Origin of the sequence: Streptomyces afghaniensis (assembly GCF_044327915.1) — a bacterium.
GTDB classification, from domain to species: domain Bacteria; phylum Actinomycetota; class Actinomycetes; order Streptomycetales; family Streptomycetaceae; genus Streptomyces; species Streptomyces afghaniensis.
Window position 1 is genome coordinate 789,123 of sequence record NZ_JBIRGJ010000004.1, and the last position, 26,538, is coordinate 815,660.

The 26,538-nt window shown below is 69.2% G+C and carries 26 protein-coding genes and 4 pseudogenes; 13 read left to right on the forward strand and 17 right to left on the reverse strand.

The genetic code is table 11. From position 1 onward, the window contains the following. The first annotated feature begins 156 nt into the window (after window positions 1-156). Window positions 157-600 (forward strand): VOC family protein, encoded by a 444-nt coding sequence (locus tag ACH4G3_RS18085; RefSeq protein WP_397625397.1) that lies wholly within the window; start codon window positions 157-159, stop codon window positions 598-600. 109 nt (window positions 601-709) lie between these two features. Here ACH4G3_RS18085 and ACH4G3_RS18090 read toward each other — a convergent pair whose 3' ends face one another. Continuing rightward, a complete protein-coding gene (locus ACH4G3_RS18090; RefSeq protein WP_397625398.1) occupies window positions 710-1,138 on the reverse strand; it encodes an ester cyclase in 429 nt (142 codons plus the stop codon). Window positions 1,139-1,410: 272 nt separating this feature from the next. Here ACH4G3_RS18090 and ACH4G3_RS18095 point away from each other — a divergent pair, with 272 nt between their 5' ends. Beyond that, entirely contained in the window at window positions 1,411-1,740 is a 330-nt protein-coding gene (locus ACH4G3_RS18095; RefSeq protein ID WP_397625399.1) for a putative quinol monooxygenase, read from the forward strand. 719 nt (window positions 1,741-2,459) lie between these two features. After that, complete coding sequence (locus tag ACH4G3_RS18100) at window positions 2,460-2,669, forward strand: DUF2180 family protein (RefSeq protein WP_243382159.1); 210 nt, start codon at window positions 2,460-2,462, stop codon at window positions 2,667-2,669. 296 nt (window positions 2,670-2,965) lie between these two features. Here ACH4G3_RS18100 and ACH4G3_RS18105 read toward each other — a convergent pair whose 3' ends face one another. From ACH4G3_RS18105 to ACH4G3_RS18120, 4 genes are all read right to left on the reverse strand, one after another. Further along, complete coding sequence (locus tag ACH4G3_RS18105; RefSeq protein ID WP_397625400.1) at window positions 2,966-5,218, reverse strand: FG-GAP repeat domain-containing protein; 2,253 nt, start codon at window positions 5,216-5,218, stop codon at window positions 2,966-2,968. Between the two features lie 232 nt (window positions 5,219-5,450). Continuing rightward, the gene (locus ACH4G3_RS18110; protein ID WP_397625401.1) at window positions 5,451-5,765 is read right to left on the reverse strand and encodes a WhiB family transcriptional regulator; all 315 of its coding nucleotides are present in this window, start codon (window positions 5,763-5,765) and stop codon (window positions 5,451-5,453) included. Window positions 5,766-5,820: 55 nt separating this feature from the next. Continuing rightward, the gene (locus tag ACH4G3_RS18115; RefSeq protein WP_397625402.1) at window positions 5,821-6,348 is read right to left on the reverse strand and encodes a sigma factor-like helix-turn-helix DNA-binding protein; all 528 of its coding nucleotides are present in this window, start codon (window positions 6,346-6,348) and stop codon (window positions 5,821-5,823) included. 167 nt (window positions 6,349-6,515) lie between these two features. Further along, complete coding sequence (locus ACH4G3_RS18120; RefSeq protein WP_397625403.1) at window positions 6,516-7,055, reverse strand: DUF4232 domain-containing protein; 540 nt, start codon at window positions 7,053-7,055, stop codon at window positions 6,516-6,518. Between the two features lie 268 nt (window positions 7,056-7,323). Between ACH4G3_RS18120 and ACH4G3_RS18125 the strand changes: the two are divergent. Continuing rightward, window positions 7,324-7,479, forward strand: a pseudogene (locus ACH4G3_RS18125) (helix-turn-helix domain-containing protein); the annotation flags it as partial. Window positions 7,480-8,169: 690 nt separating this feature from the next. After that, window positions 8,170-9,123 carry a transcriptional regulator gene (locus tag ACH4G3_RS18130; RefSeq protein WP_397625524.1) on the forward strand — a complete coding sequence of 318 codons (954 nt, stop codon included), beginning with the start codon at window positions 8,170-8,172 and terminating at the stop codon, window positions 9,121-9,123. A 3-nt stretch (window positions 9,124-9,126) separates the two neighbouring features. On the opposite strand, the gene ACH4G3_RS18135 is transcribed toward ACH4G3_RS18130, so the two are convergent. From ACH4G3_RS18135 to ACH4G3_RS18145, 3 genes and pseudogenes are all read right to left on the reverse strand, one after another. Beyond that, window positions 9,127-9,249, reverse strand: a complete 123-nt coding sequence (locus tag ACH4G3_RS18135; RefSeq protein ID WP_397625404.1) for a hypothetical protein — start codon at window positions 9,247-9,249, stop codon at window positions 9,127-9,129. 253 nt (window positions 9,250-9,502) lie between these two features. Then, window positions 9,503-9,649: pseudogene (locus ACH4G3_RS18140) on the reverse strand (IS5/IS1182 family transposase); the annotation flags it as partial. A 153-nt stretch (window positions 9,650-9,802) separates the two neighbouring features. Further along, window positions 9,803-10,051 carry a DUF6207 family protein gene (locus ACH4G3_RS18145; RefSeq protein ID WP_397625516.1) on the reverse strand — a complete coding sequence of 83 codons (249 nt, stop codon included), beginning with the start codon at window positions 10,049-10,051 and terminating at the stop codon, window positions 9,803-9,805. Window positions 10,052-10,286: 235 nt separating this feature from the next. On the opposite strand from ACH4G3_RS18145, the gene ACH4G3_RS18150 reads away from it, so the two are divergent. Both ACH4G3_RS18150 and ACH4G3_RS18155 read left to right on the forward strand, forming a co-directional pair. Continuing rightward, on the forward strand, window positions 10,287-11,189 hold the full coding sequence (locus ACH4G3_RS18150) for a hypothetical protein (RefSeq protein WP_397625405.1): 903 nt from the start codon (window positions 10,287-10,289) through the stop codon (window positions 11,187-11,189). A gap of 369 nt (window positions 11,190-11,558) precedes the next feature. After that, on the forward strand, window positions 11,559-12,368 hold the full coding sequence (locus ACH4G3_RS18155) for a methyltransferase domain-containing protein (RefSeq protein WP_397625406.1): 810 nt from the start codon (window positions 11,559-11,561) through the stop codon (window positions 12,366-12,368). Between the two features lie 73 nt (window positions 12,369-12,441). Here the strand turns inward: ACH4G3_RS18155 and ACH4G3_RS18160 are convergent. The 5 genes and pseudogenes from ACH4G3_RS18160 to ACH4G3_RS18180 form a co-directional block, all read right to left on the reverse strand. Then, a pseudogene (locus tag ACH4G3_RS18160) lies at window positions 12,442-12,636 on the reverse strand (IS630 family transposase); the annotation flags it as partial. A gap of 439 nt (window positions 12,637-13,075) precedes the next feature. Beyond that, window positions 13,076-13,783 carry a PDZ domain-containing protein gene (locus ACH4G3_RS18165; protein ID WP_397625407.1) on the reverse strand — a complete coding sequence of 236 codons (708 nt, stop codon included), beginning with the start codon at window positions 13,781-13,783 and terminating at the stop codon, window positions 13,076-13,078. 436 nt (window positions 13,784-14,219) lie between these two features. Further along, window positions 14,220-15,071, reverse strand: a complete 852-nt coding sequence (locus ACH4G3_RS18170; protein ID WP_397625408.1) for a class I SAM-dependent methyltransferase — start codon at window positions 15,069-15,071, stop codon at window positions 14,220-14,222. Window positions 15,072-15,206: 135 nt separating this feature from the next. Next, the gene (locus tag ACH4G3_RS18175) at window positions 15,207-16,097 is read right to left on the reverse strand and encodes an HAD family hydrolase (RefSeq protein WP_397625409.1); all 891 of its coding nucleotides are present in this window, start codon (window positions 16,095-16,097) and stop codon (window positions 15,207-15,209) included. Window positions 16,098-16,290: 193 nt separating this feature from the next. Next, the gene (locus tag ACH4G3_RS18180) at window positions 16,291-16,959 is read right to left on the reverse strand and encodes a hydrolase (RefSeq protein ID WP_397625410.1); all 669 of its coding nucleotides are present in this window, start codon (window positions 16,957-16,959) and stop codon (window positions 16,291-16,293) included. A 108-nt stretch (window positions 16,960-17,067) separates the two neighbouring features. Here ACH4G3_RS18180 and ACH4G3_RS18185 point away from each other — a divergent pair, with 108 nt between their 5' ends. The 4 genes and pseudogenes from ACH4G3_RS18185 (at window position 17,068) to ACH4G3_RS18200 (ending at window position 19,796) form a co-directional block, all read left to right on the forward strand. After that, entirely contained in the window at window positions 17,068-17,535 is a 468-nt protein-coding gene (locus ACH4G3_RS18185) for a MarR family winged helix-turn-helix transcriptional regulator (protein ID WP_397625411.1), read from the forward strand. A 355-nt stretch (window positions 17,536-17,890) separates the two neighbouring features. After that, on the forward strand, window positions 17,891-18,841 hold the full coding sequence (locus ACH4G3_RS18190; RefSeq protein WP_397625412.1) for an NmrA/HSCARG family protein: 951 nt from the start codon (window positions 17,891-17,893) through the stop codon (window positions 18,839-18,841). Between the two features lie 159 nt (window positions 18,842-19,000). Continuing rightward, window positions 19,001-19,246, forward strand: a pseudogene (locus tag ACH4G3_RS18195) (DUF4158 domain-containing protein); the annotation flags it as partial. An 82-nt stretch (window positions 19,247-19,328) separates the two neighbouring features. Beyond that, window positions 19,329-19,796, forward strand: coding sequence for a hypothetical protein (locus tag ACH4G3_RS18200; protein ID WP_397625525.1), 468 nt, complete (start codon window positions 19,329-19,331; stop codon window positions 19,794-19,796). Between the two features lie 216 nt (window positions 19,797-20,012). Here ACH4G3_RS18200 and ACH4G3_RS18205 read toward each other — a convergent pair whose 3' ends face one another. The 4 genes from ACH4G3_RS18205 to ACH4G3_RS18220 all read right to left on the reverse strand — a co-directional run bounded on the left by ACH4G3_RS18205 (window position 20,013) and on the right by ACH4G3_RS18220 (window position 24,924). After that, window positions 20,013-20,909, reverse strand: coding sequence for an LLM class flavin-dependent oxidoreductase (locus ACH4G3_RS18205; protein WP_397625413.1), 897 nt, complete (start codon window positions 20,907-20,909; stop codon window positions 20,013-20,015). A gap of 137 nt (window positions 20,910-21,046) precedes the next feature. After that, entirely contained in the window at window positions 21,047-22,018 is a 972-nt protein-coding gene (locus ACH4G3_RS18210) for a pirin family protein (RefSeq protein WP_397625414.1), read from the reverse strand. 32 nt (window positions 22,019-22,050) lie between these two features. After that, on the reverse strand, window positions 22,051-22,866 hold the full coding sequence (locus ACH4G3_RS18215) for a DoxX family protein (protein ID WP_397625415.1): 816 nt from the start codon (window positions 22,864-22,866) through the stop codon (window positions 22,051-22,053). 807 nt (window positions 22,867-23,673) lie between these two features. Next, the gene (locus ACH4G3_RS18220) at window positions 23,674-24,924 is read right to left on the reverse strand and encodes an MFS transporter (protein ID WP_397625416.1); all 1,251 of its coding nucleotides are present in this window, start codon (window positions 24,922-24,924) and stop codon (window positions 23,674-23,676) included. A gap of 338 nt (window positions 24,925-25,262) precedes the next feature. Between ACH4G3_RS18220 and ACH4G3_RS18225 the strand changes: the two genes are divergently transcribed. Both ACH4G3_RS18225 and ACH4G3_RS18230 read left to right on the forward strand, forming a co-directional pair. Then, window positions 25,263-26,105, forward strand: coding sequence for an alpha/beta hydrolase (locus ACH4G3_RS18225; RefSeq protein WP_397625517.1), 843 nt, complete (start codon window positions 25,263-25,265; stop codon window positions 26,103-26,105). Next, complete coding sequence (locus tag ACH4G3_RS18230) at window positions 26,102-26,500, forward strand: hypothetical protein (RefSeq protein WP_397625417.1); 399 nt, start codon at window positions 26,102-26,104, stop codon at window positions 26,498-26,500. Before ACH4G3_RS18225 ends, ACH4G3_RS18230 begins: the two co-directional genes overlap by 4 nt. Window positions 26,501-26,538: the final 38 nt, after the last annotated feature.

A 26,538-nucleotide genomic window follows, 5' to 3' on the forward strand; every position in this document is an offset into this window, starting at 1 on the left:
TGTCGCCTGGCTCGCGGGTCTGCCGTAGTGGTGCTGAGGCGAGATCCAGGTTTTTCGAAGTTCTGCGGTCTGAGGATGTCGAGGAAGTGCCACCGGCTCCGTCCCAGGGACATCAGCGGCCACCACCGGCCGCACGAGGAAGAAGGAGAAACCAGCATGGCGATTCAGCGGATGGACAACGTCGGCATCGTCGTCGAGGACATGGATGCCGCCATCACGTTCTTCGTGGAACTCGGTATGGAGCTGGAGGGCAGGGCAGAGGTCGAGGGCCTCGTCGCCGACCAGTGCACCGGACTCGACGGCGTCCGCTGTGACATCGCGATGCTCCGGACCCCGGACGGTCAGAGCCGGCTCGAGCTGGCGAAGTACCGCAGCCCCGCGGTGATCAGCGCCGGGCCGCGCAACCGGCCGCACAACATTGTGGGCACGCACCGCGTCATGTTCGCCGTCGACGATATTGAGGACACCGTTGCCCGCCTGCACTCTCATGGCGCCGAACTCGTAGGCGAGATCGCCCGGTTCGAGGACAGTTACCTGCTCTGCTACGTCCGCGGCCCGGAGGGAATCATCGTCGGACTGGCCGAGCAACTGCGGGACTGACATGGCGGACAGGGCTGGCGGCGGGAGTAGCGCCTTCACACTCAGGTCGCGGACTCGACCGCTCGAATGCTCCCTCGGACATGGTCGAGCAGTTGTCAATTCCTGCGGGTCAGTGCTCGGCAGCGGCTTGTTGTAGCTGAGCGGTTATCCCCTGCCGGTCGATCTGGATCCAGTACTCAACAATCAATCCGTCCTCGACGCGATAGACCGCGCTGGTTATCGCCGTGACCTCCGCACCGGTCGGTGGATGATGGTCTACGGGTCCGACGTGTCGTCCGCTCTGGGTCCAGCGTGCGTAGACCCGATCTCCTTCGGCGATGAGCTCGTCGACGGTCAGGGTGAAAGCGCCGTATGCGTCGAGCATCTCTTCAACGTGCTCGGTGTACTGCTGCGGTGTCCGCTCTACGACCACCGGCGCCTCCGAGACGACCTGGTGGGCACGGACCCGGTCGGCCATGAAGTGACTGGCGCGGTCAGGGTGCAACCCCGAGCGCACCTGCAGAAGGAACTGGTGAACGGTGTCCTTGGCGTTGATCATTGGCAAAGTCTGGCATTCCGTACTGCCGCGGCGGGCTCGGGGCGTTCGACGAGGCGACCGTGTTCGAAGCGGGCTCTGGCGCGGACGCGGCAGGCACCGGCCGTCGCAGGCGAGGCGGACCTTGGTGGGCAACCCGCCGCGGGATGCCCGAGTGCCTGACACGAGCGGCGTACAACGACAGGTGGTCGGTTGCCCGGGGCGGTCTACTGGAGCAGGGCACCAAACTGAGCGACCCCGGAAGACGCGGCGCCGGGCGAGGTAAGGAGCAGTGCATGGTTCTCCAAGTTGTCAGAGCATCGATCAAGCCGGAGCAGCGTGAGCACTGGCTCGAGGTGATTCGCGGCAACGCGGCTCAGACCCGTGCCGAGGAGGGCTGCGAGGGATATCAGATCGCCGAGGATCTCGAAGCGCCGAATACCTTCGTGATCATCGAGCAGTGGGCCGACCTTGACGCCGTGTACAGGCACTTCCAGAATCAATTCGAGGCGCTCATGGCCGCTTTGGGCGACGTCTTCGCAGCACCGCCTGAAGCCTGGATCCACGACCTGGCCTCGACGCTGACTCTCGATGAAGTCCTTGCGAAAGCTGGACTGACCCGGTAATCGGGCAAACCAGCGGGCAGCGCAGGCCGCTGTTCGCACCGGCCGCTCCCGACTACCGCACGCGTTGGTCGTGTGCGCCGATCTGACACGGCGGCACGGTCTTTGAGGGACTGCGACCGTGTGGCAGCGCACCACCCCATCGACGTACTGACCTCATCGCCGGACCCACCCGCGCATGCGATCGGTGAACCGCACGCGAGCGAGTTCCTTACGCTGGTGGACCATCACCCAGGTGGGACTGGCGTCGCCAACCCAGCGCGGAGCTCCGGGAGACCGGCGCAGTCCGGCAGCCGGCGGGGGACTGGAGCAGCAGGTATGGCCGATCGGTCCCTCGGGTGTCCCTGGAGCTGATCGGCCGGCAGTGCCGCGAGCAGCGCCACGAGGACGGAGAGGTCGTGCAGAAGCGGGACTGCGCGACTGCCCGCCTCCGCGCCCAGGGCGCGGATCCGGTTTTCGACACCGGCGGGTCCGGTTCCGTCCGGCACGATCAGGACGCGGGGAGGAGCGGATGGCGCGGCCGCCACTCCTGCAACGCTGCCTCCGACGTCATCAAGATCAGGATGCAGGGCGCAGCTGCTCCGCACGATCGATCGAATCCTAGGTTTGACAAAGTCTAATCCTGGCCTTAGTTTCAAGCTCCTTGAGTAGGTGTGAGTGGCCTGAGTGGGTTTGCTCGTGTTGGCCGCCACGCCCAGCCCCTACTGAAATCGGAGTTGGACATGAGGTGCTACGACTGCCTCCAGGAGGCACGCAGCGACACCACTGGTATCGGTGTGTGCTCGCGCTGTGGCTTGGCCACCTGCGAGAACCACGCCCGCGTACGTCAGGCACAGGTCACCCGCCCGATCGGCATGGGTGCTTCGTACAGCCGTATCCCGGCGCGCAGAGTGGTGTGCCACACCTGCGACATGGCCGAGACCGCGCACTGACCCGCATGGTGCGCTTATCACACCCGCCCCCGGCCGCCGAATGCGCGCTGTCTGTCCGAGCACGCGCTCTTGGCCTGCCCGGACGCCGTCCCGGTTCACCGGCGCGGCGTCCGGGCCTCAGCCGTGGTCACGGCTCAGGGCGCCATGCTGGAGGCCCGACCACTGACGACAAGACGTCATAGGAACTGGACGTCGACGTCCCTGTGGCTGGCGGGGACGTTCCGTGCGTGGGCCGACGGCCGCCGGGCTGACCCCGGCGGCCTCCTCGGTCCCGGACCGCGCCCGGATCCGTGCCGTCAGGAGATGCGGATGTCCGACCAGTTGGTGGTCTTGCCGACCTGGGACCGGTTCTCGAAACCGCCCTTGCCGTTGCCCCGGTTCAGCCAGGCTCGGCCGTCCTTGTCGAGTGAGACCAGATCGGCCCGGCCGTCGCCGGACAGGTCGAGTCCGCCGACCACGTCCTTGTAGGCGGTGCCCCAGTCTTTGAAGACCAGCGACCGCGTGTTGAAGGTGCCGGCGCCGGTGCCGTTGAGCCGCCACAGCTCGTTCGACGCGTCGATGGCCAGCAGGTCGTTCTTGCCGTCGCCGCCCAGGTCTCCCGCGGCGATCAGCCTCTTGTAGCCGCCGAAGGCGGACCCGGCGAGCGCTCTGGCGTTGAAGCCGCCCGAGCCGTTGTTCGCGTAGACGTACAGCTTCCCGGTGGAGGCGGACCGGGTCAGCAGGTCGGCCCTGCCGTCGCCCGTCACGTCGCCGGGCGAGAGGACCGCGTTGTACGCGCTCCAATCAGAGGAGACCTTCACGGCGAGCGACTGCTGGTCGGGCAGCCCGCCGCCGCAGATCGTCGGGTGGACGCGGGCCTCGCCCTTGGGGGAGCGGACGAACACGTCGTTGCAGCGGTCGCCGTCGAGGTCGCCGAAGGGCAGCACGAGGGTGCCCGTCGGCCAGCCGCTCGCGCGCTGCCCCGCAGTCAGCTTCGTCGCGTCACCCGCGTACACCTTCAGCCCGGCGCTGCCCCGGCCGAACAGATCGGCCTTGCCGTCGTCCGTGTAGTCACGCCACTTGGGCAGCGCGCGGCCGGTGGTGGTGGCCTGGTACACGCCGTCCAGGACCGTGCTGTTCGTCTCGCTGCGCAGGTACTCGTCCCACAGCACGACGGGCCGGCCGAGCGCGTCGGCGGCCACCTGCGGCGCCCCGGTGAACTGGGCGCTCTTCGCGCTCAGCCGCCGCGGGGTGGACCAGGTGCCGCCCTTGAAGAGGGCGGCCATCGTGTACTCCTCGTACGAGTAGCCCTCCCGCCAGGTCACCGTGACCGTGCCGCCCGAGGTGGCGGCCGCGGCGACATGACGCACCTTCTGGTGGGTGGAGAAGCGCTGCGAGTACGGCAGCCAGCGGCCGGTTGTCGCCGAACGCACCGCGTACCAGGGGGTGGTGGGCCCGCCGGCCACGAAGAGGTCGCCGTTGGGCAGGTAGACGGGCGCCGTCATCCTGTACGTGCTGCCATGGCTGTCGGCCGACTGAGGGGTGCTCCACTGCGTGGCGCCGGCGGGCCGGCGGGAGTACATGAGGTGCGCGAGGTCGTCGTAGAAGACGTCGAAGCCGCCCTGCGGATCAGCGAACACCTTCGGGCGCGCGAGGTCCTTGTCCGGGACCGGGAAGCCCTGGACCGAGGTCCAGGAAGACGCGCCGGGGGCCTTCTCCAGGGCGACGACGGCCTTGCTCGCCTGCCACTGCCACACCAGCAGGGCGGTGCCGTTCTTGGCGACCGCGAGGTCCATGTTGGCGATGTCGCGGCTGCCGGACGGCGGCTGCTCGTTGAGGTCGGCCGGAGCGGTCCACGAGGCCTGCGGGCCGGTCTTCTCGGCCGCCCTCACGACACCGGAGACCGACCACACGGCGACCAACCGGCCGTCGGGGGCCGCCGCCAGGTGGTGGTAGCCCTTCTCGGGGACCGCGGCGACGTATTCGGGCTCGGAGAAGGCGGTCGCGCCGGGCGTGAGGGTGGCGACCTTCAGCCAGTGGTTGCCGTGGTCGTCGGCGCGCTCGGCCCGCCAGGCCAGGCGTACCGAGCCGTCGCCGAGCGAGACCAACTCGGTGCTGTATCCCCCGGCGTCCGGCCAGGTCTGCGGGGTGAGCCAGCGGGTGCTGTCGGCGGGCCGGATCCGGGTGGAACGCCCGTCGCTGGTGAGGGAGACGAGGGCGCCGTCCCCGGCCGACACCAGGGCGGTCAGCCCGCCCGCGGCGTCACCTGGGTTGGGGGCTGGGGCGTGGAGGGCGCGGGTGCCCCACGGGCCCGGCGAACGCGTCTCGACGGCGGCCGCAGCGGTGCTGGCGGCCGTGGCGGTGGTGCTGGCGTCCGTCGCGGTGGTGTCGGCGTCCGTCGCGGTGGTGTCGGCGTCCGTCGCGGTGGTGTCGGCGTCCGTGGCGGCGGTGGCCGTGACGGTGCCAGTGGCCGCCGTGGCGGTGGTGTGCGCGGCGGCCGGGTCGACGGCCGCCAGAGCGAAGACGGGAGTGAGCGCGATGCCGAGCACCGCGCGGGACTGCGAAGTCATGGGAATGCCCCCCCGGGCAGGACGAATCGGTTGCAGAGATTCGTCGAACTGTTCGAACAAGTCAGGCGCAGCGTATATCAACCAAGATCGCTCCGTGTGGGGGAATTCCCTCACCGTGCCCGGCAGGTGCCGATCCGGCCGGCGGTGCATCTCCGAGACCTCGGCCGGGCGTACTCCTCGGGCAACGCGCTGAGATGCCGCATGCGAGTGGCCATTTCTCGCACCGGAGTGTTCACCGGCGGATGCCGGGAGGATGCGGGACGCTGGCGACGGCTCTGGCGTACTCGGCCCGGAGCGTTGGCACCATCGCCTTGGCCCCCAGCCGGTGCAGCATCCGTCTGCGCAGCTCCCTGCGCTGCGCGGGGGTGGTGGCGCCCCAGATCCCGTCGGCTGTCAGGGACGGATTGGCCAGTGCCCAGATGAAGCACGCGCGCACCAGCGGGCAGCTGCGGCACATCGCCTCGGCAGCGGCGACCTCGGGGTTGTGCGACGCGTACGTGTCGGGGAAGAACCCGTAGTTCGTCGTGCACGGCTCGGTCCCCGTCATCGGAGGCATCGGCAGGTTGCGTCGGTTCCCCATGCTCGTACGGACCATGTGGGCGTCAGCCGTGGACACCGCGAGCGGCCAGGGCTCTGTGCAGCGCGCGCATCGCATAGTACGTGCGTGACTTCACCCTCTCCCACGGGACGCCGAGAAGAACCGAGACCTCGGCCACGCTGCTGCCGTCGAAGTACATGTGCCTGAGGATCTCGCGCTGCTGCCCGGTGAGGTCTTCCAGCGCCTCCGGAGTCACCGGGCGCAGCGCCTGCGCGCGGTGGTCGTCGATCAGCAGGTCCCGTACGACCGCGAAAAGCCACGGCCGCATCGTCTCCGGCGCGGTGCCCAGCGCCCCGGCGTGGCGCGAGCTGTCGAGCTGCGGCCGGACGACGGCCTCCTGCAGGATGTTCTCGGCCCGGTGCCAGTCGCCCCGCAGCCGCCGGGCCGCGTACCGCAGCAGCACCGTGCCGTGCTGTGCGTACACCGCCCGGATGAACGTCTCGGCGTCCGCGCCGCTCCGCTCCCGGGCCGCCAGGACCCCGCCGCCCATGGCCGGCGTTCCGGCCGACCGGGCCTCTGCGACCAGCATCATGGCGCCTCACACTTCTTCACGCGGATCCCCCGTAGGCAAAAGACAGGCAGCAGCACGGGTACGGGTGCACGCCCGTGCGGTCACTCCGTGCGCGCGGTGCGCGCCTTTTCGTGCTCCGCGTCCCACGGCACCGCGGCCACGCGCGGTGCCGTGGGACGCCGGACGGCTCAGCCGAACAGCGCGTCGTACACGTCGCTCTGCCAGTAGGTGACGTAGGCGGAGCTGTTGAAGTACGTGCCGCCGTTGGGCAGGTTCAGCGTCGCGGCGTTGCCGACCGCGCCGTTCGCCTCCCTGTTGGCGAAGGACACGCCCAGGGTCTTGGCGGTGTGGCCGCTGTGGCCGTCGGGGGAGAAGGTCCCGATGCCGGCGTACCCGGACTCTCCGGGAGCCAGCGTCACGACGGCCTGGGGCTTGCTGGACTCCAGCCACTGGATGGGAGCCTGGGCGCCGGCGCCGGCGCCCAGGTAAGGCGCGTAGTAGAGGTTGCAGGGCTTGGTCCCGGTGTTCGTGGCCGTGAGCAGCAGGTGGTTGATGGGCCGGCGGACGTCCTCGACGGTCAGCTTCGTGTTCTCCGTGGTGCAGGCAGCCTTCGTCGGCGTGGCGGCCGAGGCGGTGTGGGCGGTGGCCTGGACACCGACGAGTGCGAGGGCGGCGGCGACCAGAGATGCGGCGGCCACGCGGGTGGTGGAGCGACGTGCGATACGCATGGTTGAACTGCTTTCTTCTGAGATCGACTTCCGGAGTGAGATATTCCGGTTGATGGTTGTCGGCCAGTCAGATTCACGGCCGAAAAGGGAAGTTGCGATCCACATCACCGCCCTTGAGCCGGGCGGCGTGCTTGGATGACCCAAGCCTGTGCCACGCTCCGTCCCAGCCGCCATTCCAAACCGACCTTTTGGAACGCTGGGATGGCGGCACTGGCTCTGAACAGGGGGAATGTCCCATGCGTGGGATGTCGAATGAGATGGAGGACCGGTGGGGGCGGCTGAGGAGACAGCTGATTTCGCGGCGCTTCTACGCGAGTTGAAGCAGCGTTCGGGGCTCAGCTACGAAGCTCTGGCCAAGCGGGCGCACATGAGCACGTCGACGCTGCACCGCTACTGCAAGGGGGAGGGGGTGCCTGCCGACTACGCGTCGCTCTCGCGCTTCGCGCGGGTGTGCAAGGCGACCCCGGAGGAAGTGGTCGAGCTGCACCGTCGGTGGGTCATGGCCGACGCGGCACGGGAGCGCTCCCGGCGAGCGGGGGCGGACAAGGCGAACAGGGCGGACAGGGCGTCGGACAGGGCGGAAGGGACTCCGGCGGCCGCGGGCCGGGACCGCGCGGCGGAACCCGGCTCCGAGCCGGAGGAGGCATCGGGAGCGAGAGCGAGAGCGGGATCAGGAACAGGAACTGGGGCCGACTCGGAGTCGGTTGCCCGGCCCGGGGCCGGGGCGGCTGTGGTGCCGGGGGCCGAGGATGGAGCCGTGCCGGTGCCCGGGGCGGGAGTTGCTCCGGGGGCGGGGGCTGGAGCCCTGCCGGTGTCCGGGGCGGCTGTGGAGCTGGGGGCCGGGGCTGGAAGCGTGCCGGAGTTCGGAGCGGCCGTGGAGCCGAGCTCCGGGGCGGTAGCCGTGCCGGGGTCCAGGGCAGGCGTGGAGTCGAGGCTCGGGTCAGGAGCTGAATCCGGGTCCGGGTCCGGAACCGTGCCGGAGTCCGGGGCCGGAGCACTGCCGGAGTCCGGGGCCGCCGATGCGTCGGAGCCGGGGCCGGCGGACGTGCCCGGGCCCGTATCGGGAACCGGGGACCTGACCGGATCCGGGGCGGACTCGCCGGCGGAGGAGGGGGTGCCCGCGCGGTATTCGGTACCGCGCCGCTCCTTCTTCCGGAAGCGGCGGGTCATGGTCGCCGCGAGCACCCTCGCCGTGGTCGCCCTGACGACGGCGGTCCTGGAGACCATCGACGCCGGCGCGTCCCCGGGCGGCCGACCGCGGGCCACGACCCCGGCCACCGATTCCTGGGAACCGCACGAGGCGGCGTCCCCGTCCACGTCCCCCTCCGCGCGGCCGAGCCGGTCGTCCGCCTCGAAGTCGCCGAGCGCGAAGCCGTCGACGTCGGCGTCGGCGGCGGCGCCGAAGGGCGGCGGTGCCGCCGCGGCCCCGGACCGCGCACCGGAGGCCGCCCCGGACGATGACTCCGTGCCGCTGACGGTGAGCGCGCGAGCCCACGACTGGGAGGGCTACTGCGGGACGCACTACCTGGTCGACCGGCCACCCTCCCAGGTCCCCCTGCCACCGTCGACGCTGCAGGACGCCGCCAAATGGGCGAGCGACGCCGGCGCCGTCCCCTCGGGCAGGCATCGTGTGTCGCTGACCGTCCAGGGCACCGGGGACAAGGCCGTCGTCATCACGTCGCTGCATGTCCGCGTGGTCGGCTCGGGCGCGCCCTTGGACTGGAACGCGTTCGAGATGGGGGTGGGCTGCGGCGGAGGGATCGAACCCAGGGAGTTCGGGCTGGACCTCGATTCGCCACGGCCCACCGTGCGGCCGAAGGGAGGCCAGCGCGGCTTCCCCTACAGCGTCAGCCAGTCCGACCCGGAGGTGCTGTACATCACCGCCCACACCAACACCCGCGATGTGAAGTGGTACCTGGTGCTGGAGTGGAGCAGCGGCGGCCGCCAGGGAACGATAGAGATCAAGGACGGCGGAAAACCCTTCCGCACGACTTCCATGACGGGCCGTCCGCTCTACGGCTACCTGCCCGGCAGTACCGAGTGGGAGAAGCAGCAGCCCCAGCCGTAGCCGTCAACCGGGCACGTCGGCGCCAAAATCCGTGGGCCGGCCGGACTTGGGAAGTCCGGCCGGCCCACTGGCGTGCTCGCGCGCCCCGCCGCCGGAGGGCTCCACGGCCCGGGAACGACGGTTCATGACGGTGGTTCCTCTCCGAGGCGCGGATGCGGCACCGAAGGCCCGGTGTCGTTCGTTGCCGATCCGCGCTACGGCCGGGGACCGCCGTGGATCACCTGGTTCACCGACTGTGCCACCAACGCGATCACCGGCGTTGCCGTCACGCCCGGGCATCCGTCGGGGGAGTCGGTGCTGGCCGCGCTGCGCTCCGCGGTCCTGCGCGAGGACCCCTACGGCCCGTCCCGCGGTATGCCGGAGAGGGTGCGGGTGAACCGCGGCAGTCGCGGAGGGTCTTCCCCGTCTTCATGCGCGCGAAGGTGTGCTCGATGCGGGGGCGGAGGACCTTGCGGTGGGACGCGTTGTGTTCCTCTTCCAGGCCTTGCCGTCGTTCGGCAGGTCGGCCGGGGCATCGCGGCCCGGGACGGCGGAGGCGAGGCGCCGGCTCACAGCGGCACGACCTCGACAAACTCGGACTCCATGAAGCCGTGGGCGACGAACGGTAGCCGCGCCAGTTTCGCCTTCTCGGCAGGGGTGAGCCCGCCAGCCGCGACGGGCTCGCCCCTGCCCTGGCAGGTCAGCCCGACCGAGGAGGCCCCAAGCGCCACCTCGGGGTCATCAAGTCGTTCATCGACTGGGCGAACCGGCCGCACTCGGCTCCGCCCGGAGCTGTTCCTGGCGAGAGAGTGCCCGTACTGCAGACCGAGGGCGATGCGGCCTTCCTGCGTAGTGTGGTCCGCTGCCGGGTCGCCCACCGTCCGGCGGGCATCTCTCGGGTGGCGAACGCGGTCCGGTCGTCAAAGGCTGCGACCTCCACGACGGCCAGGCCCGGCTGCGCCGGGCTTCACCCGGACGGCCCAAGGCGTACAGACCCCGTCGGTATAGGCGGTACTGCGGCGGCCTGGTGATTTGTGGCACTGGACCGGCTCCGGCCCGCCGGGCGATCTTGTCGCGGATTCCGCAGGATGGTGCTGGCCGCCCTCCCCCTGGAGCTGGACTGTGGGGCAGCCGCTTCTCGTGCGGCGGACCGCCGCCCCAAGCCTTCAGTCAGGGAGCTCGTTATGGCAGTGATGGCGCAAGAGCTCGTCCCGGCGCTGGAAGACGCGCGCCAGGCGCATGCCGCGGTCATCGACCGGTTCCAAGTGGATGCGGCGGTCACGCCGCCGGGAGCGCACCGGCGGATGCTCGAGCACCAGGCCGAGCAGGTCAAGGGCAGTGTGCAGCGCCTCCAGAACCAGATGCGCCACGTGCAGCCCAAAGGGGTGCTCGGCATGGCAGCCGACGTGACGCGGTGGGTTTCGCGCGGCGCGGTGCGCACGGCGATGCTGCCGGTGACGGTCGGGTCGAGAGCCGTCAGGGGTGTGCTGCCCGGTGGCGGCCCGGCCGGCGGGCGGCAGGTGCTCAGGAACACCGAGGACGAGTACGCGGTCGCGGCCCGGGCGCTGGCGGCCTGCCGGGCCGGGGAGGTCGTCGCCGAGCAAGTGGACGATTTGGCCACCGCCGAACTGTTCGGCTCGCTGCGCCGCCAGGACGAGGAACTGCTGCAGGCTCTGCAGGACCGCCTCGCCGAGCAGGCCCGCATCCTTGTCGCGTCCGCCAACGACTCGGGCGAGAACCGGGAAGAGGGCCTTGCCGAGGCTACCGCCCAGACGGTGCGGACCGCTGTCGACCGCACACGTGAGGCCGTCCAGCGCGGTGGCCGACGCGCCAAAGGCGCAACTGAGGGCGCCGCCCAGGAGATGCCTGCCCCCGCTCCCACGGCCGAGGAGGTCCTGGGATCGGTCAAGAGCGAGGAAGACCTGCCGATTCACGGGTTCAGCCAGCTCAGCACCGAGCAGATCAGGCAGCGGCTGCGGACGCTGTCCCAGGCGGACCTGACGGTGATCGAGGGCTACGAACGCGCCCACGGTCAACGCAAGGGCGTCCTGGACGCCATCGAGCGGCTACGCGAAGACGAGCCATAGGCCGGCTACGACGAGGCCCGTCGAGTGCGGGAGTACGAACAACGCCACCGGCAGCGCCAGGAGGTCATCTCCGCAGCCGAGGCACGCATGCCGGGCTGACAGAGAGAAGACCCCATTCTCGTCTCGCTTCGTAGTACGACCAGTGCCCCGGCGACCCGGCCGCTGGGACTGGGGCCGCGACAGTCCCTGATGGATCGCCGCTCGGGGTCGGGTGAAGACGTAGACGCCGGACCAGCGGAACCCTCTCTGCCAGCTGGGCGTGGTCCCTTACGAGGACCCGATCAACGAGGTGCACGTAGGCCAGCCGGGCTTGCTGGTGCTTTGTCTGGGAAGGTTCACCGGCTTGGTTGGCACGTCTAGCGTGCTCTCATGGACGATCACGGTGTTGCTCACGGTTTCACGTCGGTGGACACGCAGCCCCGGCCCGCTGAGTGGGTTCAGGTCCTGGACCGGCTGAGTGCGGAGCCGTTTTACGCCGCTTACAAGCAGCGGTTGCAAGAGTTCCTGCATGCCGAGCCCGGCGGGCTGTTCCTTGAGGTCGGAGCGGGTACCGGGGACGCCGCCGTGGCCCTGCGCTCGCGCAGTGGGGCCGAGGTCGTCGCGATCGACAGCTCCTTGACGATGATCGCGCAGGCCCGGGACCGAGGACTGCCACGCGCCGCTGTCGCGGACGGGCACCGGCTGCCGTTCGCAGCGGGGCAGTTCGACGGCGCCTGGGCTGACCGGGTCCTGCAGCACGTCGTTGAACCGGCCCGGGTGCTGGACGAGTTGCTGCGAGTGGTCCGTCCCGGCGGCCGGGTCGCCTTGGCAGACCCGGACTACGACACCCAGGTACTCGACATTGACGACCAGGAGCTCGCCCGCCGGGTGCTGCGCTTCAGGGCCGACGTGAGCCTGCGCAACGGCTCGCTGGCCCACCGGCACGCCGGATTGCTCGCGGCCCGCGGCATCCACGACATCACGATGGAAGCCCGGACTCTGGTCGTGCGCGACCCGTCGGCGGCCGACAACGTACTGGGCCTGCGCACATGGGCGCACACAGCCGCAGCCCGGGGCTACCTCGACCCCGTGGACGCGGACCGGTTCGTGGCCCAGTTCGATGATGCCGTGCGCGCAGGTCGCTTTACCTACGCCGTCACGTTCTTCGTCACTGCGGGCACGCTGCCTTTGTCAGACTGATAGCCAGCAGGTGAGGGCGGCATGCCGCCCATCAGGCCGCGGTGGCGAGGGGGCGTCCGCCCGGCGGATGCAGGACCTGGTTCTTCTTGGCCCAGCGGCGGATGGCGGTGCCCTTGTGGGCGGACAGGTTGTCCAGGCTCACGTAGATCGGGGCGTCGTCGGGCCGGGCGTCACGGGTCGATTTCAGCGCGGCCAGCGTGCCGACGGCACTCTTCTTGCGGCGGTTGACGCCCCACAGGGTGTCGTCGCCGAAGGAGTAGCAGCCGGCGCCGACCAGGAGGCCACCTGACCGGTGTCAGTTCTCATCGACATTTTCTGATCTGTGATCATCAGGTGCTGCCCAAAATTGTCGACAACCGGTGTCGCACGTCAGTTGCGAAGCCCCCAGTGGGGCCCGATCGCTTGCCTGTTCCTTGTGCACTCGGGAGGGCAGCGGAGGGAGACATCGCGGGAAGTTGATCGAAGTGTGCTGGTTCAGCGGGGTTCGGAGAAGCCGGTCAAGGCCAGCGGCGGCCACGTCGTTCAGGGCGGCGTGTTCGGCGTCAGCGTAGACGCCGGCAACGACGAGGCCCGCAACTTCGACAACTTGCGCCCTGACAAGGTGGATGAGAACCGCAGGATCTGGATGGAAAGGGGGCCTGGCCACCGGCCGGGCCCCCTCCGTTGCGCGCGTGCTATCGGTCCCCTTCGGGCTGCATCCGTCGCCGTCAGGCGGGGTCGAGAGTGACGGGGATGGTGATGCGGTTGCCGTCGCGGATGACTGCGACGGGGAAGGTGCCGCCGGCGCGGCGATTGCGCAGGGCGCGGTCGAGGTCGTTGGCGGTGGGGGTGTCCTGTCCGGCGAAGGCGACGATGCGGTCGCCCGGGAGCAGGGTGCGGGACGTGGAGCTGTCGGGGTCGACGCTCACCACGCGGACGCCGTCGCCGATGGGTGTGGTGTTGCGCAGGCGGGCGGCGAGGTCTCCGGGGGTTCCGGGGGCGATCTTCACCGTCAGGGGCTGGGTGTCGCCCTTGAAGGAGTAGCTGCCGGTGAAGGTGCCGCCTTCGTAGGGGGCGTCGCTGTCGGCTACCAGGTCGATGGTGTGAGGGGCGTCGAAGTGGGTGTTCTCGCCGGTGAAGTGGCCCTGGGCGGACTGGCCGTCGGGAGCGATGCTGGTGGAACAGGAGTGGTCGCCGGAGCAGGCCAGGTCCAGGCCGACGATGCGGGTGTGCGGGGGTGCCTGGACGTAGACGTAGCCGGGTGAGTAGACCTCGTGGTCGGGCGGGTAGACCACGGACTGGGCCGGGCCGCCTGCCTCCAGGGTGGGAACGTTCTGCTGCGGCGGCAGCGCGGCCACCGCCGGCAGTGCGTTAGCAAACACTGCGGCCAGCGCCACCAGAAGGCTGGCCCACCAACGTGCGGTCGTACGGATCACGAGAGGTTCCCCTTCCGTCTGTGCTGCACCAGGGCAGCGGCGACTCCACACCCACAATCCCGCCGCACACGCCGCCCCTCACAGGCCCCGTTCCGCAGACCATCCCAACGAGGGAGCGCCATGGAGGCGTTGGGGCGCACACTCCGACCGAGGCAGGCGTGAACGCAGGTCATGGACGGAGTGCGCTCACCCATCCGGGGGAGCTGCCGGTCAGGCGGCACGGGCTGAAGCCCTGCCGAGCCTTTCGCCGCCACCGGGCCTGTTGGCGACGGGGAGTCGTCCCGTTCAGCTCTGCCGGTCAACCCGTTCAACTCTGCCGGTCAAGTCGCCTCTCCAGCACAGAGGATGGGCACAACGCCCGATCGTGCACCTGTGCTGAGCTGCGGAAACGTCGTGAAGCGAGTGGTTGACCAGGCATAGGGAACGGGGAGGCGCCCTACCGGCGGACCGCCGAGATCAGTCCGCCGGGCCCCTCGTCGGGCCGCGGCGGGGCGCTGATCGGGCGGCCGTAGGCGGCAGCGCGCTCGCGCAGGGTGTGGCTGTCGGCCTCCCAGCCGTGCCCGGCCAGCCAGCCCACCGGGTCGTCGGGCATCTCCGAGATCCACATGGACGCCGCCGATCCCGGCGCGGCGTCCGCGCCGAAGCGCTCGATCACGCCGCGCGAGCCCAATGTCAGCCCCATCCGACTGCCTGCCGCCGACCGCGTGCTGATCCGGGCCATCAGCAGCTCCACCGCCTCCTCGGGCAGATAGATCAGTAGTCCTTCGGCGATCCAGGCGGTCGGCGCGGCCGGGTCGTGCCCTGCGGCGGCCAGCGCGGCTGGCCAGTCCTCACGCAGATCCACTGCCACGGTGATCCGCTCGCAGCGTGCGATGGCCCGCTCCTGGCGCAGCACCGAAGCCTTGAAGTCCAGCGGGGCGGCGGTGTCGACCTCGAACAGCCGGGTGCCCTCGGGCCAGTCCATCCGGAAGGCCCGGCTGTCCATGCCGGCGCCGAGCAGCACGATCTGCCGGACCCCGGACGCGGAGGCCTGCTGCAAGAGGTCGTCGAGGAACTTCGTCCTGATGACGATGGAGAACGACACGGCCAGCCGTCGGCGTTGCGCGGCCTCGTCATCGGGCAGCGGCGGCGAGGAGGGCCACAGGCCGCCGGCGGCGGCGAAGGCCCGTGCCAGGGGGTCGCGGAACAGCGCGTTCTCCCGCTCTGTCTCCAGCGCCCGCACTCTGGCCACCCTAACCGCCGTGGCCCACACTCCCGACGGCTGCACCCGCTCCTGCTCACCAGTCACCGCGGCAGCCTAGATGATCGATTCCAAGGGGCCTGATGAGAGCACAAAATGAGGTAAGGGGAGATGGGGATGGAGCAGCCGAGCGAGGAAGTCATAGCCCGGCACCGTGTCAATCTTGAGCCGCCCAGGCCCTCGTCACGGCCGGCGGAACTCCCTGACGGTCGACACCGGCATGTGCCGGTCCGGTAGGCGTACGAGTGCGTCGACGAACCGTTCCAGTACCTGGGCGACGCCGTCCTCGTCGTTGGCGGGGGCGCGATGGCGTGCTGCTCGCAGGACGTCCGGATGGCCGTTGGCCATGGCGTACGAGTGACCCACCGCGGTGAGCATGGGCAGGTCGTTGGGCATGTCGCCGAAGGCGGCGATCTCGTCGCTGCCGACGCCGAGCCGGCCGCTCCACGCGAGCAGGGTGGTGGCCTTGGTGACGCGGGGCGCGCTGAACTCCACCAGCGACAGTCCGGTGGAATAGGTGGTTTCGGCATTGCTGCCCGCGGCGCGCCGAGCCCCCTCGTAGAAGTCGTCGAGGGGCAGAGTCGGGTGGTGGGCCAGGATCTTCAGCACCGGTGTGCCCGGTATACGGGTGAGGTATTCCCCCGCGGTGTCGACCGGTTCGGCGGCCTCCTCCCCGAACGACCAGGTCGGATAGGCCGGTTCGTGGCCGAAGCCGTTGTCGTATTCGACGGCGAAGGCGGCGCCGGGCAGCGCCCTGCGCACGCGGGTGACAAGCCGGCTGGCCGCCAGGGGCCGGATCGGGGACATGTGCGCCAGGGTTCCGTCAGGGGCGTATACGGCCGCACCGTTGGCTGCGATGACGAAATGCGGTCCGATGGTGGCCAGCAACTCCGGTACGCGGCGCGGCGGTCGGCCCGTGACCAACACCACGCGGATCCCGGCCCGCTCGGCCGCCGTCAGGGCGGCCCGGGTGCGGTCCGACAGTGTTCCGTCGCTGCGCAGCAGCGTGCCGTCAAGGTCCGTCGCGATCAGTTTCGGAGGAACTACGAGGGGCACGGCGGTCGAGGTTGCCATGGCGGCACCCTTCTGGCTCGACGGACTGAACAGGTGTGGTTCGGTGCCTGGGGTATGGGTGACTCACGCCGATCGATGGCCCCTGGCACCGCGCCATCGAGGAAGCCGTATACGGGACGGGTGCACGAAAGTCTCCGCAGCGGTCGAGCACGGGGCAGCACCGTCGCAGGCGCCGCCCCGTGATGGTTCGTACTTACGCTCCGGCGGTGACGTCCGGGACAGGGGTGTTGAGAAGCTGCATCTCCCAGGCGGTCACCACCCCGGTGGCGCCGCCGTGGGCCAAAACGGCCAGTTGGTCCTCGGGCGCAATGAGATTCGTCCGGGCCCAGTAGCGCTGCCACTCGGCGATGGCGACCTGCCACGTGATCGGGGTGATCCCGGCCTGAACCATGCGCCGCACGGCCATGTCGTGGGACTCGGCGGAGACGCCGCCGGAGACGTCGGTGACGGCGTAGACGTCGAAGCCCTCGCCGGCTGCCTGGAGGGCGGGCATGGCGACGCAGATCTCCGTCCACAGGCCGGCGATGATCAGCTTCTTGCGACCGGTGGCCTTCACGGCGTCCACCACACGCTGGTCCTCCCACGTGTTGATGAACGTTCTGTTGATTGGCTTCTGGTCCGGGAAGACTTCCTGGATCTGCGGGATCAGGAGGCCGCCGCGCTCCTCCACGACCGTGGTCAGGATCGTGGGGACGCCGTAGCCCTTGGCGGCCTTGGCCAGGCCGACGACGTTGTTGACGACCATCGTCGGCTCGTGGCTGTTGACGTTGGCGAACTGGTACGGCTGGTGGTCGATCAGCAGCAGGACGCTGTTCTCGGGGGTCAGCAGGGCGTCGAGGCCGGTCTTCGGGAACTCGTTCACAGGATTGCCTCCGATATGTGCAACACGCGGGTTGTTGGCCATGTATATGACGCATCAACTATCACTGCCGAAGGATGATGTGTCAACCATCGTCTACAGTGTATTCGTATGGAGGAGAAGACACCCTGGCTCACCCCGTCCGAACAGCGCGCCTGGCGCGCCTTCGTCGGCGTACATCAGAAGCTCCCCGGGGCATTGGCACGCGCATTGCAGGACTGCGGGAGCCTGTCCATCGCGGACTACGTCGTCCTTGTGGCCCTCACCGACGGACTCGACGGCCGGCGGCACTTTCAGGAGCTGGCCCGGGCGGTGGACTGGGAGCGGAGTCGCATGTCCCATCACCTCCGCCGTATGGCCGAACGCGGTCTGGTGACCCGGGAGAACTGCCCCAGGGATGGGCGCGGCGTCCACGTGGTCGTCACCCCCGCGGGCCGCACGGCCATCGAGGCGGCCGCCCCCCAGCATGTCGCCACCGTGCGTCGGCTGGTCATCGACTCCCTCGGTCCCGAAGAGCTCAACGTGCTCACCGTTCTTTGTGAACGCATCCTGGGTCGGCTGGAGGCGGATCCTCCGTGATGTTGTAACGCCTCGGCCGGCTGTCCGCATGCGAACGCTGGCCTGCGGAGTGGTGGTGCACCATCGGGTGGTTCAGGTCGACGGCGTGCGGCCTGTACGGCAACGGCCCGGTCTTTTCCCGCACCGGCAGCGGGGCACTTGGGGCTGGTGCAAGCTGCACAGGTGGACCTGGATGGCAGTGCGGTGGATCGTGAAGATGCCCAGGCTGCGGACCATGCTCACCGTGACCGCAGAGCCTGTGCTGCAGGGGATCGTGGTCCATCTGTCGTATGCCCGGGGAGTTGATGCGTCAACCGATTCGCGATAGCTTGGTTGATGCGTCAACGATAAGTCTCTTCCGAAAAGGACAGCTGCCATGAGCAACAAGAAGATCATCGCGGTCGCTGGAGCAACGGGTGCGCAGGGCGGCGGTGCCGCACGGGCGATCCTGGCCGACCCGGAGTCGGAATTCACGGTCCGCGCGCTCACCCGGAATCCCGACTCGCCCGCGGCCAGGGAGCTCGCGGCGCTCGGGGCCGAGGTCGTGCGGGCGGACTTCCACGACGAGCCGACGGTGCACCAGGCGCTCGAGGGTGCCTACGGCGCCTTCCTCGTCACCAACTTCTGGGCGCACGGTTCGGCAGCGAAGGAGAGGGAGGAGATCGAGGTCCTGGTCCGCGCCGCCGCGGCCGCGGGACTGCGACACGTCGTCTGGTCGACACTGGAGGACACGCGCGAGCTGCTCCCGCTGGAGGACGGCCGTATGCCCGTTCTGCAGGAGAAGTACAACGTGCCGCACTTCGACGTCAAGGGCGAGGCCAACGAGCTGTTCAGGCAGGCCGGGGTGCCCACCACCTTCCTCAACACGACCTTCTACTTCCAGGGCTTCCTGCAGGGCCTCGGCCCCCAGCGCGGTGAGGACGGCGTACTGACCCTGACCATGCCGCTGGAGGACGGCAAGCTCCTGGCCGGAGTGGACGTGGCGGACATCGGCCGGACGGCCTTCGCTATTCTCAAGGGCGGCACGCCCTTCATCGGCCAGACCGTCAGCCTGGCCGGCGACCATCTGACCGGTGCGCAGTACGCGGAAAAGCTGGCGGCGGCGCTGCGCGAGCCAGTGCGCTTCCAGTCCGTGCCCTACGACTTCTTCCGCACCCTGGAGATTCCTGCGGCCGAAGAGCTCGGGAACATGTTCCAGTACTACGGCGACTTCGACCGGGAGTTCACCGGTGCCCGTGATCTGAACCGGCTGAAGGAGCTGAACCCGAAGCTGAAGAGCTTCGACGACTGGCTGGCCGAGAACGCCTCGAAGTTCGAGTTGAACTGATTGGACGCGGCCTCTGCCGTCGCTGGGCAGCCCGACGGCAGAGGCCGCCTCCGTCTGGGCCCTGTCGTTGGCTGATCGGTTGAACCGACAGTTCGACGGCAGGGCGATGGTGTGCGACAGGAGTGGTCGCCGGAAGGCGTTGTGGCGTGCTGGACGCTGGTGGATGGCGACTGGGACCTGGTGGCCAACAAGTCCGGAACGACCCGGCTCGGCTTCTGCCTGATGCTCAAGTTCTTCGAGATCGAAGGCCGGTTCCCGGAGTTCATCGAGGAGCTCCCGCAGTCTGCCGTCGACTACGTCGCCGGTCTGGTCAAGGTGTCGGCGGCCGAGCTTGCGAAGTACGATCTGGCGGGCGCGAAGCGACACCGGAAGCAGATCCGCGAGGCGCTGGGGTTCCGGCCGTCGCCCCTCGCGGACGAGGAAGAGCTGACGGGGTGGCTGGCCGCAGAGGTGCGAACTGGTCGAGGACCGGCAGCGCGAGGCCCTGATGGTGGAGTGCCGGGAGAGGAAGATCGAGCCTCCGGACCGGACCCGGATCGAGAAGGCCCTGGTCGCCACGCGAGGCCGGTGGGAGAAGACGTTCTGCATCCGAACCATCGAACGACTGGGCGCTGCGGGCACGGCCCGGCTGCTGGCTCTGGTCGGGGAGGACAACGAGGACGGCACCGCCCTGCTGGCCGCGCTCAAGCGAGACCCGGTCGCCGTCGGGCTGGACTCGCTGCTGACGGAGATCACCAAGCTGAACGACGTACGCAAACTCGGTCTGCCCGACGGGCTGTTCGCGGACTGCTCGGAGAAGCTGCTGGCCGTGTGGCGCGCGCGGGCGATCAAGATGTACCCCTCGGACTTCCGCGACACGAGTGAGGACGTGCGGATCACTCTGCTTGCCGCGCTGTGCTCCTCTCACCAGGCGGAGATCAAGGACGCGCTGGTGGAGCTGTCGAAGCGCTCATGAGGAACGGGTTCTTGGAAACGTCGGGCGCTCTGCGCAGCTGTTCCATGCGCTTCAGGCCGTGGTCGGCGAACGCGTGGTTGCTCACTTCGGCAGTCGACCCCGGCCCGCCGCATCCGGGAGGCCAAGGTGAGGATCGAGGAGAGGTAGTGCACCCCCCGACATCTCCCGTTTTCCCCACGACGCTGCTCAAGGCGCGCCGACGTCGGGACGGGTTGGTCAGGTTGTGGCCTTTCTGACCAGTTCCCGTACTTGGGGTGCGACTTCTTCGCCGAACTGCTGGATCGCGGTGGGGTCGTCGCCGCCCAGGATGTAGCCGGTGACGCCGTGGTCGAGGGTGATCTCGGCGAGTTGTTCGGCCCACTGGGTGAGTGATCTGCCGAGGACCCCGGGGTTGCCGGCAGCGGTAGGGGCGCCGATGTTGAGGAGTCGGCGCACGGATGAGGGATCCCGGCCCGCCGCCTCGGCGCCCTCGTCGATGTGGCGGCTGGCTTGGGCGAGTCCGGCGAGCCCACCCTCGATGTAGGGCAGGCTGGGCAGCCATCCGTCGGCGACCCGGCCGACCAGCCGCAGGATCCGCGGTCGGTACGCGCCGACCCAGATGCCGATGTCGTGGGCGGGCGCGGGGCCCCGCTTGGCGCCCGCGACGTGGTAGTGGTTTCCGTCCCTGCGCACGGCGCCGCGCGTCCCGGCGTCCCAGATCTCACGGATGATCGTGATGGCCTCTTCGAGGGCGTCGACGGACTCGCCGGGTGTCAGCCGCCGGCCGCCGACCGCTTCGATGGCATCCCAGAATCCGCCCGCCCCCAGCGCCAGTTCGACCCGTCCACCGCTCAGCAGGTCCAGCGTTGCGGTACTGCGGGCGATCACTACCGGCTGGCGCAGCGGCAGGTTCATCACGTTGGGCGCCAGCTTGATACGGCTCGTCGCAGCGGCGAGGTAGGAGATCAGCGTCCAGGAATCGAGCAACCGCGGTTGGTAGGGGTGGTCCTGGAACGTGGCGATGTCGAGCCCCGCCTGTTCCGAGAGCCGGGTGAGCGCCACGACCTGATCGACCCGATTGGCACTCGGCGTGATGAAACTTCCGAAGAGCAATTCATGCGGCTGCTTGGACATATCTCAGCGCTCCCTCAGACTGGCCGTGGACTGGCTATGAAGCTGGAGATGGCGACCGGGCGTCCCCGTCGACGTGGAGGACTTGGGATGCCGCGCGCATCTGGCCTGTGCTTGGTCGGGCTTTCCCCCGCGAAGGTTCAGGGCGTGTGGGGGAGGCGCTCGGCGGGGATGACGCCCAAACGCCCCGCCTGGTAGTCCTCGAAGGCCTGCTGTACCTCTTCGCGCGTGTTCATTACGAACGGGCCGTACTGGAAGACGGGTTCGCGGATCGGGAGGCCGCCCAGGACGAAGAGCTCCAGCTTGGCGGAGCGGGACTCCTGTGCGGCGTCGGCGGTCACGCGCAGCGCGTCACCCGAGCCGAGGACGGCGAGTCGGCCCTCCTGGATGGGGCGGGATTCGACACCCACCGTGCCGTGTCCTGCCAGCGCATAGACCAGTGCGCTGTAAGTCGGGTCCCACGGCAGGTCGACCTGGGCGCCGGGCTCGATCGTGAGGTGCGCGACGGTGATCGGGGTGTGGGTGACGCCGGGGCCGGTGTGTCCGGCGATGTCCCCGGCGATCACGCGGATGAGCGCACCGCCGTCCGGAGTGGTGACCAGCCCGGTGTGCTTGCCGCGGATGTCCTGGTAGCGAGGGGGGCTCATCTTCTTGGCGCGGGGCAGGTTGACCCACAGCTGCACACCGTGGGCCACTCCACCGCTTTGGACCAGCCACTCCGGAGGCTGCTCGATGTGCAGGATTCCGGAGCCCGCGGTCATCCACTGGGTGTCGCCGTCGGTGATGAGGCCGCCGCCTCCGTTGGAGTCCTGGTGTTCCACAGCGCCGTCGATGAGGTAGGTGACGGTCTCGAAGCCGCGGTGTGGATGCCAGGGGGTGCCCATGGGCTCGCCGGGGGCCTGCTCGACCTCGCCGATGTGGTCCATGTGGATGAACGGGTCGAGCTCGGTCGGCGGTACTCCGGCGAAGGCGCGGCGGACCGGGAAGCCCTCGCCCTCGAAGCCCTGCTGGGCGGTCGTCAGGCTGCGGACGGGCCGGAAGGCGGTGTCGGCCGGGTTGAGCTCCGGCAGGCGCGGCAGGACCAGGACGTTGTCCACGGTGATCGCGGGCATGTGTGCTTCCCCTTTTTCTCTGTCTGTTGCTGTCAGAAGGCGTGCGGACCGAAGCGGCCCCAGGCCACGAAGACGGTCAGGGCGAACAGGACCACGTTCACGACGACCGATTGGAGCTCTCCGCGCCGACTGTGCGTGATGGCGGCGCCGAACATGGTCAGTGCCAGGCCGGAGGCGGCCAGCGGAACGAGGTCCGGAGCGATGTCCACCGCCGCGGGCAGAATCAGCCCGAGTGCGGCGAGAACTTCCAGGAGGCCGATCGTCTTGATCATCGCCGGGGAGAAGTCCTCGGCCCAGCCCATGGAGGGGGATGCGACGAGCTTCTCCTTGTGTTGGGCGAGCTTGGCAGCGCCGGCCCCTAGGAACACCAGAGCGAGCAGGGCCGCGACAGCCCAAAGAGTGACGTTCACAGGTACCTCTTGCGTTCGGGCGGTGCGGTCCCGCAGAGACGGTCCCACACGGATTGGTTGATGCGTCATCTCATCTAAAAGGAAGGTAGATGACATGTCAATCAGGTGGGTGGGTAGAGCAGTGTTGCGACCGGCGGGCACCTGTGCTCCGGAGCGGCGAGGTTCCGGGCCCCGTCCGCTGCCCGGGAGCATCAGCGGGGTTTCGCTGGAGGAGCCGGCCGGGCCGTGCTGCCGGCGAAGCATCTTCGCCGCCGCATGAGCCGCTGTGACCGGTACCGCGCCGGGGATGAGGACTTCGACGGTGAGGGCGATCTCGACGGGGCCGCCCGAACCAGCGATGAGCACGCGGTAGCCGGCCGCACGGGCCGGCCGTTCGAGCACGGTGCCGACCTTTCCCGCGCCCAGGATGCCGACGGTTCCGATACCTGTGCTGGTCATGTCCGTTCCGTTCGGGGTGCCGACCGGCGAGGAGGTCGCGGACCATCGGGAGGACCTGTGTGCCGTACAGCCCGACGGCACGCAGCCGGGCGCTGATCGGCTGCACGCCGGTGGTGTGGATGAGGTCGAAGCGGCCGACGCCGAGCGCCGTCGCAAGACGGCGTCTCCCCTTCGGCGTTCAGTGGCCTACGGCCCCGCTTCTTGACCTGTCAGAAGCCGGTGTTCGACCTGCCGGGATTCGGACGGCGAGCGCTCCGGCGAGGCAATGCTGCCGAGCCGGCCGAGGATGTTCTCAGCCTCCGCGACCTTGACGGCGCCCTCTTGGAGCCCGAGGGGCTCACGATGATCGCCCCGTCAGCTCCGGTGTCGATGATGCGGTAGGCCAGGGCGGCCACCTGTTCCTGCTTCTGCTTCTGCTTCTGATCTTCTGCTTGTCCTCGACGCGTTCAAGGTCCAGCGTGGAGGCGATCTGGTCGAGGAGGTACAACGGCCACCCCCTCGCAGGACCGCCAAGTTTCCCTCTTGCTGGTCATCTCTGCCTCGGCCGCACCGCTACTGCTTGCCATGATGCCGTGGCCCGGCGGCGACGGCGCCGGACACCACCCGGCTTTCCTGGTGGGCGGCGGGCTCGCGATCAGGCGCCGGACCGGCAACTGCGGGGAGCCCGACAGCCCGGCTGACACGGGAGGATCCCATGCAGACCACCGATATGCAGCACGAGGCCGCCCATGCCTCTCCGGGCCGTACGCACCGAGACCGGCGAACGGCGCGAACACATGTCGGAGGAAGTGCGGCTGTGGATCGAGCTCAGCGAGGCACCGGATTGCCGGAGGCGGGCAGCGGTTCTGCGGTCTTCGGGACCAGGGCGCGGATGGAGGGGGTGGCGACCATGGCGAGGGTGGCGAGGAGGATGAGCGCGGCGGCCGCGTAGAGGGTGGCCTGGAGGCCGAGGAGGAGTACGGCCGGTCCGGCGGCGAACTGGGCGAGCGGGAGGGCGAGGTAGGAGCCGAGGTCGTCGTAGGCGTAGACGCGGGCAAGGCGGTCTTCTGGGATCTGCTCGTTGAGGGTCGAGTACCAGGCGACGCCGGCCTGTTCGCCGCCCACGCCTGCCACGAAGTTGGCCACGACCAGCAGCCAGGTGTAGGGGGCGAGCGCGAGCAGCAGCGGGATCGTGGCCGTCAGGCCCATCAGCGCGCAGCCGACCAGGATCGCGCGCCGGGGCCGCCATCTCAGCGACAGTACGCCGCCGGCGACCGCGCCGAGCGAGCCCGCGGCAAGGGCCAGGCCCCAGCCGCTGCGGCCGATCTCGGTGGAGTCGGCGACGGCCGGGCCGAGGACGGTGAACGAGGCGGTGAGGCCGGCGTTGAGGAAGCAGAAGGCCACCACGATCACCCACACCCAGCTGCGGGAGGTGAACTCCCGCCAGCCGACGCGCAGTTCATGAACCAGACCGGGGCTGGGCGCGGGCGGCGCGGCTTGTACGCGGACCATGGCGAAGGACGTGGCGGCGAGCGCGAAGCTGAGCGCGTCGACGGCCAGGCCCCAGCCCGGGCCGATCGCGGCGACCAGTATGCCGCCGAGCGAGGCACCCGCGACCACCGCACTGCTGCCCGCGATGCGGGAGAGTGCAAGGGCGGCGCGGCGGGACTCGGCCGGCACGGTCTGGGGCAGCAAGGCTTGGGCGGCGGGCTGGTAGCAGGAACCTGACGCCCCGTTGACCGCGGCGAGCACCATGAGCAGGGGGATGGCGGCGTTGTGGGTGAGGACCAGGGCGGCGATCACCGCCTGGCTCACGGCGCAGACCACGCTGCTGCCGACCAGCAGCGGGCCGCGCGGCAGCCGGTCCGCCAACACCCCGCCGTACAGCAGGAAGAGGATGCTGGTGAGGGAGTGGGCGCCGAACACCAAACCGAGCGAGCCGACCGAGCCGGTGGCGTCCAGCACGGCGAAGGCCAGGGCGATCGGCCCCACTCCGCTGCCGAGCAGGTTGGCCGTCGTTCCGATGAAAAGGTGACGGAACGGGCGGTAGCGCAGAGGGGCCAGGGCGGCGGCAGGCATGCGCCTGATCGTCGGAGCTGGGCGGCGTGCCCGTCAACGGATTTATGGGACTGACACCGGGCCCAGGCGGTGCGGCACGCCGCGCAACCGCTGATGGCCTCGGTCTCCACACCTCCAGCCTTCAGACCGCCTCCGGTCAGAAGTCACCATCGCGGACCGTCCCCACCGACATACCGAACCCACGCGCTTCCAGCCGCACCGACAACAAGGCCTCGCTGTTCTCCGAACCAATCATTGAGCCTTTTCCAACCTCGCACTGAAGCTGCGAGGTGGAGCATCTGAACGTAAACCCCTTGCGACCAAGGGTGGTGATCGCCCTACGGTTGCTGCCCGTGACCATGGAGATGCCCTACCAGCCGCTTCCGATCGACCAGTCCGACGTGCGCTACATCCACGGACCCGATTCCGCTCTACAGCCGGGTGTGCCCGCTGGGGAGACGGTCGAACTCGAGTGGAGGGACAGCGAGGTCTACCCGGGAACCTTCCGGAAGTTCTGGGTGCACGTGCCTGCACAGTACGACCCAGCGGAACCGGCATCCTTGATGGTGTTCCAGGACGGATGGTGGTACCTGGACCCCACAGGTGAGGTACGCGGCGCGATCGTCCTGGACAACCTCATTCACCGCGGCGACATACCCGTCACCATCGGCGTTTTCGTCGATCCTGGCGTCTTCCCCGATGCGGAGAATCCGAAGAACCGCAACAACGAGTACGACGCCTTCGACGACAAGTACGTCACCTTCCTCCTTACCGAGATCATCCCGCAGGTTGCGGAGCGCTATACCCTCGCCCAGTCGCCCGAAAGGTGGGGCATCTGCGGCGGGAGCAGCGGCGGCAACTGCGCCTTTACCGCAGCGTGGCTGCGTCCGGACAAGTTCCGCCGCGTCATCGGATACCTGTCCAGCTTCGCGCAGATGCCGGACGGCAATCCCTACCCAGACCTCATCTCCCGTGTCCCCCGCAAGCCGCTGCGCATCTTCATGCAAGGCGGTCACCGCGACCTGCACTGGAATGAGCCGCAGTGGAACTGGCTCGCCGAAAACCTGCGCGTGGCAGCCGCTCTCGCCGAAGCGGGCTACGACTTCCGCCTTGTCCTGGGAGACGGCGGCCACAGCCCCAACCACGGCGGCGTCCTGCTGCCTGACGCGCTGCGCTGGCTTTGGCGGCCCAACGAGGATTGATCGATACCCGCGTCATCCAACTTGACGCCGGTCCAGTGAAACCCTTGGCTTTCGCTTCAATTGCCGCCCTCGAAGTGCTGCGAAACCAGCGAAACGCGCTGGAGCGGGCTCCGGGCACGAGCGCCAAGATGGGAGAGGAGGAGATCCGGAATCTTCTTCTCATCGGACTGAACAGCCACTTCGAGGGCCAAGCCGCCGGCGAGGTCTTCAACAACACCGGCAAGACGGACATCCTCATCCGCGTACTGGACACGCTGCGCATCAAATTCGGACGAATTGATAGTTCCGAAGCGCCGAACACGGCGAATGACCGAGCGGATCAGCTCGCGCTATCCGCGGCGTGGGCGGACGGGTTTTCGTTGCGAAAACCATTGGTGCCCGGCTTGCTCCTCTGATGGACTGACGTCCCGCCGTGAATCTGCTGTGTGACGGA

Coding starts and splice junctions, on each gene's coding strand:
- ACH4G3_RS18155 (WP_397625406.1), top strand. CDS start 11,559: ATGGACGATCACGGTGTTGCTCACGGTTTCACGTCGGTGGACACGCAG.
- ACH4G3_RS18100 (WP_243382159.1), top strand. CDS start 2,460: ATGAGGTGCTACGACTGCCTCCAGGAGGCACGCAGCGACACCACTGGT.
- ACH4G3_RS18190 (WP_397625412.1), top strand. CDS start 17,891: ATGAGCAACAAGAAGATCATCGCGGTCGCTGGAGCAACGGGTGCGCAG.
- ACH4G3_RS18115 (WP_397625402.1), bottom strand. CDS start 6,348: ATGATGCTGGTCGCAGAGGCCCGGTCGGCCGGAACGCCGGCCATGGGC.
- ACH4G3_RS18090 (WP_397625398.1), bottom strand. CDS start 1,138: ATGATCAACGCCAAGGACACCGTTCACCAGTTCCTTCTGCAGGTGCGC.
- ACH4G3_RS18175 (WP_397625409.1), bottom strand. CDS start 16,097: ATGGCAACCTCGACCGCCGTGCCCCTCGTAGTTCCTCCGAAACTGATC.
- ACH4G3_RS18220 (WP_397625416.1), bottom strand. CDS start 24,924: ATGCCTGCCGCCGCCCTGGCCCCTCTGCGCTACCGCCCGTTCCGTCAC.
- ACH4G3_RS18135 (WP_397625404.1), bottom strand. CDS start 9,249: ATGAACCGTCGTTCCCGGGCCGTGGAGCCCTCCGGCGGCGGGGCGCGC.
- ACH4G3_RS18205 (WP_397625413.1), bottom strand. CDS start 20,909: ATGTCCAAGCAGCCGCATGAATTGCTCTTCGGAAGTTTCATCACGCCG.
- ACH4G3_RS18120 (WP_397625403.1), bottom strand. CDS start 7,055: ATGCGTATCGCACGTCGCTCCACCACCCGCGTGGCCGCCGCATCTCTG.
- ACH4G3_RS18200 (WP_397625525.1), top strand. CDS start 19,329: ATGGTGGAGTGCCGGGAGAGGAAGATCGAGCCTCCGGACCGGACCCGG.
- ACH4G3_RS18105 (WP_397625400.1), bottom strand. CDS start 5,218: ATGACTTCGCAGTCCCGCGCGGTGCTCGGCATCGCGCTCACTCCCGTC.
- ACH4G3_RS18210 (WP_397625414.1), bottom strand. CDS start 22,018: ATGCCCGCGATCACCGTGGACAACGTCCTGGTCCTGCCGCGCCTGCCG.
- ACH4G3_RS18185 (WP_397625411.1), top strand. CDS start 17,068: ATGGAGGAGAAGACACCCTGGCTCACCCCGTCCGAACAGCGCGCCTGG.
- ACH4G3_RS18215 (WP_397625415.1), bottom strand. CDS start 22,866: ATGACCAGCACAGGTATCGGAACCGTCGGCATCCTGGGCGCGGGAAAG.
- ACH4G3_RS18150 (WP_397625405.1), top strand. CDS start 10,287: ATGGCAGTGATGGCGCAAGAGCTCGTCCCGGCGCTGGAAGACGCGCGC.
- ACH4G3_RS18085 (WP_397625397.1), top strand. CDS start 157: ATGGCGATTCAGCGGATGGACAACGTCGGCATCGTCGTCGAGGACATG.
- ACH4G3_RS18225 (WP_397625517.1), top strand. CDS start 25,263: ATGGAGATGCCCTACCAGCCGCTTCCGATCGACCAGTCCGACGTGCGC.
- ACH4G3_RS18110 (WP_397625401.1), bottom strand. CDS start 5,765: ATGACGGGGACCGAGCCGTGCACGACGAACTACGGGTTCTTCCCCGAC.
- ACH4G3_RS18095 (WP_397625399.1), top strand. CDS start 1,411: ATGGTTCTCCAAGTTGTCAGAGCATCGATCAAGCCGGAGCAGCGTGAG.